General features: G+C 46.2%; 2 pseudogenes. Both read left to right on the top strand.

The annotated features are described in order from the left end of the window. Nucleotides 1-324, top strand: a pseudogene (locus ACFIO3_RS15750) (Holliday junction branch migration protein RuvA); the annotation flags it as partial. Nucleotides 325-337: 13 nt separating this feature from the next. Then, nucleotides 338-504, top strand: a pseudogene (locus tag ACFIO3_RS15745) (Holliday junction branch migration DNA helicase RuvB); the annotation flags it as partial.

Raw genomic sequence — 504 nt, 5'->3', positions numbered from 1 at the left:
CTTGCTCAGGCTATCGCTTTAAATGATGTTGCGATGATTAGTCGAGCGCCGGGCGTTGGTAAAAAAGTCAGTGAAAGAATTGTGGGTGAACTGAAAAGTAAAACACTTCCCTTTGAACAAGCGGTCAAGACTGTTTCGGTTCCTCAGCGTGAGATGACCAATCAACCTGCGCATGATGCGCTTTCCGCGTTGATGAAGCTAGGGTTTGAACGGGAGCATGCATCCCGTGCTCTTGCTCTTGCGATGAATGCGCTTGAGGGGGAAACTGTTTCTTCTGCCCTGCTGATCCGCCATAGTCTCAAATTGCTTTCTTCTCCTACTTAGAATCAAGGTAACAATGCATAAAGATGAAGATAAACGCCTTCTGGGTTCCGCCCTCCTTCCTAACGATCCAGATCGTTCCTTAAGACCACAAGTTCTCGATGATTTTATTGGTCAAGAAGCGGCACGGGCTAATTTAAAAATATTTATTGAAGCAGCAAAAACACGGCAAGAAGCGCTGGA

The sequence above is a fragment of the Bartonella sp. AD328YNZD genome (genome assembly GCF_042196425.1).
The sequence above is the reverse complement of the archived record's forward strand: the minus strand, read 5'-3'. Positions and strand labels throughout refer to the sequence as shown.